Source organism: Formosa sp. F44, assembly GCF_056238645.1.
The window spans coordinates 1-4,612 of record NZ_JBWDLJ010000012.1 but is presented as its reverse complement, the minus strand read 5'-3'; the positions used below and the strand labels follow the sequence as shown (position 1 = coordinate 4,612).

Annotated in this window: 8 protein-coding genes; all 8 read left to right on the top strand. The window is 28.8% G+C overall.

Going from position 1 to position 4,612, the window contains the following annotated elements; translation table 11 throughout:
* The first annotated feature begins 153 nt into the window (after positions 1 to 153).
* The 8 genes from AC0UBM_RS18210 to AC0UBM_RS18175 all read left to right on the top strand — a co-directional run bounded on the left by AC0UBM_RS18210 (position 154) and on the right by AC0UBM_RS18175 (position 4,457).
* Positions 154 to 717: a hypothetical protein gene (locus tag AC0UBM_RS18210; RefSeq protein WP_475689613.1), complete on the top strand. Its 564-nt coding sequence runs from the start codon at positions 154 to 156 to the stop codon at positions 715 to 717.
* Positions 718 to 868: 151 nt separating this feature from the next.
* Positions 869 to 1,564, top strand: a complete 696-nt coding sequence (locus AC0UBM_RS18205; RefSeq protein ID WP_475689612.1) for a hypothetical protein — start codon at positions 869 to 871, stop codon at positions 1,562 to 1,564.
* 176 nt (positions 1,565 to 1,740) lie between these two features.
* Positions 1,741 to 1,929: a hypothetical protein gene (locus AC0UBM_RS18200; protein ID WP_475689611.1), complete on the top strand. Its 189-nt coding sequence runs from the start codon at positions 1,741 to 1,743 to the stop codon at positions 1,927 to 1,929.
* A 22-nt stretch (positions 1,930 to 1,951) separates the two neighbouring features.
* A complete protein-coding gene (locus AC0UBM_RS18195) occupies positions 1,952 to 2,539 on the top strand; it encodes a hypothetical protein (protein WP_475689610.1) in 588 nt (195 codons plus the stop codon).
* A 231-nt stretch (positions 2,540 to 2,770) separates the two neighbouring features.
* On the top strand, positions 2,771 to 3,022 hold the full coding sequence (locus tag AC0UBM_RS18190) for a DUF6364 family protein (RefSeq protein ID WP_475689609.1): 252 nt from the start codon (positions 2,771 to 2,773) through the stop codon (positions 3,020 to 3,022).
* Positions 3,023 to 3,445, top strand: a complete 423-nt coding sequence (locus AC0UBM_RS18185; RefSeq protein ID WP_475689608.1) for a type II toxin-antitoxin system VapC family toxin — start codon at positions 3,023 to 3,025, stop codon at positions 3,443 to 3,445.
* Between the two features lie 224 nt (positions 3,446 to 3,669).
* Entirely contained in the window at positions 3,670 to 4,032 is a 363-nt protein-coding gene (locus tag AC0UBM_RS18180) for a PadR family transcriptional regulator (protein ID WP_475689607.1), read from the top strand.
* A 2-nt stretch (positions 4,033 to 4,034) separates the two neighbouring features.
* Positions 4,035 to 4,457: a hypothetical protein gene (locus AC0UBM_RS18175; RefSeq protein WP_475689606.1), complete on the top strand. Its 423-nt coding sequence runs from the start codon at positions 4,035 to 4,037 to the stop codon at positions 4,455 to 4,457.
* The last annotated feature ends 155 nt before the right edge of the window (positions 4,458 to 4,612 follow it).

The window sequence follows — 4,612 nt, the reverse complement described above, 5'->3', positions numbered from 1 at the left end:
TAATTAATTGCTTTTTACGTGCTTACTTGCGAAAATTCCTGCGGAATTTTCTTGCGTTCGTTTTGGTTTACTAAATTAGTTGCTCAAACACGCAACTAATCATACACAACAACGTTGTGTGTAATTAAAAACCCAAACTGAAATTTGAAATTGATGAAATATTTATACTTAATTCTTCTTATATTAATAGCTTTTAGTTGCAATGACAAAAAAGAGAAAACTGATTTCAAAGAAAACAATGAGCTTATTATTGAAAATAAGAAAGAACCGAAAATGAAAAATGTTTTAAGCGAAGAAAAAACTAAAGTTCAATTGGAAGATACAACATCAAAAACATATGTTGCTTTGAAATTTATCAACGATTATGTTGTGAATTGTAACAAAATGAAAGAACAAATAGGAATTGTTGAATGGGTAAATTCTAATCAGGATGTTAGTCCAGAATTTAAAGAAGAATTAACAAAAATGATTGAAGATGCTTATAAATCTGAACCTGAATACGGACTTGGATTCGACCCGATTTTTGACGCTCAAGATTATCCCGATGACGGTTTTAAACTTGCTGAATTTGACGCTATTTCTAATTATTTGACTGTGGAAGCTAAAACTTGGAAAGGTTTCTCTATTAAGATGAAAATAAAAGAAGTGAATAATAAATGGTTAGTTGATGGTTGTGGAGTAATTAACATTCCGAAAAACAAGCAAGAGGAAAGATAAAAACTACACACAACATCGTGTATAATTAATTGCTTTGTTCTTGCCTACTTGCGAAAATTCCTGCGGAATTTTCTCGGGTTCGTAAAAGTTTACTAAATTAGTTGCTTAACCACGCAACTAACCATACACAAACACGTTGTAAAACATACGAATGAACAAACTGCTAACATTAAACATTCTGATTTTATTACTTGTTTCTTGCGTTAATAAAGAAAAAAGTGAATCCGAATTTTATGCAGAAAATAAAACTTCTTTTTTCGATTTAAGAAACTCTGATTGGACAAAAAACACGTGGATTAGAAAACCCGAAAATTTAAGAACAATTCACGAATCATTTAAAAAGTTCGGTTACGACAAACTGGAAAATCTGATTTTTAAAAGTGACAATGAATTCTTAATCCAAGATATTTACATAAAACGAAATTTTGAGAATTTAATGGACAGTTTGCAACTGACTTACAACAAACCCGAAATACAAACCAAATATTACGCTGAATTTTGGAGTCGCAGAAAAGCGGAAAAAAATGACTCAATCGTTTATGAAATTCTTAAAGAATTAAACTCTGTGAAATTGGACAAAAAACGACTGAATTATGAAAAGCAGTTTGTAAATGACACTTTAGTTGACCTTTTAAAAATTGAATTTAACAATGACAATCTGAATTCCGAAAAAGCAAAATCGGATTTTGATATATTAAAAAAATACGGATTTCATCAATCAGCTTATAACCTACTTTTTGAAAGACCAGAATATTCTGGATTGAATTTAGACCGAGAAAAATTAAAAAAGGAATTGACCAAAACAAAGGAATTTAAGCAACCTTGGTTAATTGATAATGAAAAATAAGTACGTTTTACAACACCGTATATAATTTATTGCTAGTTCTAGCCTACTTACGAAAATCTTCGCGGATTTTCTATTCGGTTTTTATTTGCTAAATTTAGTGCTTAAACCACGCAACAAACCATATACAAACACGTTGTAAAACATTTAGAGAAACATTAATCAAACATCAAAAACAAATGCAAAAAGTAATTACAGTAACCACACACACAAACATCATCGATAAAGATGACAAATTCACGGAGAAAGAATATACCAAACTAAATGAGTATTTAGAAGATGGATATGAAGTTAAACAAGTAGTTCCTGTTGTTACCAATTCGGAATCGAGCTATATGTATTCAATCACATTTGTATTGGAAAAATAAATCTAATAAAATCATTTAAAAAATGGAAGTAGTAAATATCATTCTTACTGTAATTTTGGTCGTTGTTACTTCCATTTATACTTACATTACTTACAAAACATTACTTTCTTACAAGAATCCAATTTTATTTCTACGGACTTTATTAATCGATTCTGAATATGAATGGGACAAACATTTAATGAGAGATTTAGACCCAGTTCAAGAACAGATTCGAGGACTTTCTAAAATAAATATCGATAAGAAAATAATGTTTAAAATTGTCAATAATGGAGTTAGTCCAGCTTATGACATTATTCTAAAATACGAAATACATACTTTCAAAAATGACATAACATTCGGAATAGATGAGGCTGATGTTAAGGACTACAAAGCAATACCATATAAAACCTCTATAAGACAAGAAAAATACAATTATTTAGCACCAAAAGAAGAAATTGATTTAGATATTGTATTTGCTTCTAATTTTCCTAAAATTGAAATTATAGTAACTGAATTGAAATCTAACGAAGTTACAAGTATAAAAAAACGGACTACAATCTTTGTTTATAAAAATAATGAACATTGTGAGATTGGAGATTCGATTGATTATCGAAATATGGTTGGTGTATAAAACGTTTTACAACACCGTATATAATTTATTGCTTGGTACTCGCCTACTTACGAAAATCCTCGCGGATTTTCTTTTCGGTTTTTATTTGTTAACTTAGTTTCTTAACCACGCAACAAACCATATACAAACACGTTAGCCACAAGTTAAGAACACGTGTTAAAACGAAAATATTTACACGTATTAAATAATTATTTTGTAATTTTGTGAAAAGTAACTCATAAACTCATTATTATGAACACAAAGTTGACATTAACAATAGAAAGAGAAATAATTGAAAGAGCTAAAAACTATGCGAAAGAAAAAAATCGCAGTTTATCAGATATTATCGAAAACTATTTAAAAATACTCACCAAAGAAGAACGTAAAAATAAAAGCAAAAAGCTTAATCCTGCAGTTGAATCTCTAAAAGGTTCTTTCAAAATGCCAAAAGATATGGATTATAAAAAAGAGCTCAAAAATCGATTAGAAAAAAAATATATTTAAATGGATAAAGTTCTAATAGATACTGATGTTTTACTCGATTTCTTTTTTGATAGAAAACCATTCGCTGAATATTCAGCAGAAATTTTAAATCTTTGCGCTGAAAAAGAAATAAAAGGATATACAACACCAGTTATAATTTCTAATGTTTATTATTTACTTAGAAAAACTGCAAAGCATGATATTATAGTTGAGAAGATTAAACAACTTCTGAATATAATTGATATTATTAAAATGGATAAAAATGCTGTCATGGATGCTTTAAACTCTGAATTTAAAGATTTTGAAGATGCATTGCAAAACTTTTCCGCTATACAAAATGGTCAAATTACGATTATTTTAACTAGAAACTTAAAAGACTTTAAAAAAAGCGATTTAGCTATTTTGACACCAGAAACTTATCTGAGAGGAAAAACCAGTGGCTAACACCGTATATAATTTATTGCTAGTTCTAGCCTACTTACGAAAATCCTCGCGGATTTTCTATTCGGTTTTTATTTGCTAAATTAGGTGCTTAAACCACGCAACAAACCATATACAAACACGTTAGGTGTAATTTCCCAACAAACTTCTGAACATTGAACAAAATTTGGTAAATCAAAAATTATTTATACCTTTGTATTATACAAGTTGAATAATACTATTTGATTATGACAAAAGACATACTACCTGAATTACTATCTTCTTGGGAGGAAACTTACAAAAAAGGACAATTAACTTTATGGATTTTCCTTGCACTAAAGGACGGACAAAAATATGTTGACGAAATCAAGGAATTTATAGAAAGTAAATCCAAAAATACAATCAACTGCGAAGAACAAAGCCTTTATCGAAATTTAAGAAAGTATGAACATATTGACGTGGTAACGTTTGAAAGCAAAAAAGGAAATAAAGGACCTGATAGAAAATATTATTATTTGACTAAAATGGGAAATGAATTACTTGAAAAGTTTATCGAAAGAAATATAAAACTGTTCTTCTCAACTGAAATAAATAACCTTTTAAAAAAATAGATATGAAATCATTAATTACACCTAATTTGATAAAATTTACATTAGTAACAATAATACTAACTATTTTATTCCGAATTGGATTAAGTACATCAATAACAAACGGAATGATGATAGCAGTTATCTTATCTGCAATCATTTATGCAATCTCAATGTGGATTAACGGAAGTTATTTCGGCAGAAAAGAATATGAATATTTACCAATCTATGATATTGGATTTAGATTTCACCTTTCGACATTTATAGCGCATAATGTGATTTCACTATTGTGGTTTGTCTTTGGATTTGAATCAAAATATGAAAACATAAACGTAATTTATATTACCGCTTTAATTTGGTCTGTATTTTTGATTATTCATTTTGTATACTATCTTTCAGTCAGAAAATCATCTATTAAGAATTTAGACAAAGAAGACCTATTTGAGTAAAAAAACTACACCTAACACCGTGTATAATTAATTGCTAGGTCCTTCCCTACTTGCGAAAATTCCTGCGGAATTTTCACGGGTTCGTTAAAGTTTGCTAACTTAGTTGCCTAACCACGCAACTAACCAAGAACTGTGTTAAAAAGCAAGTAATTATT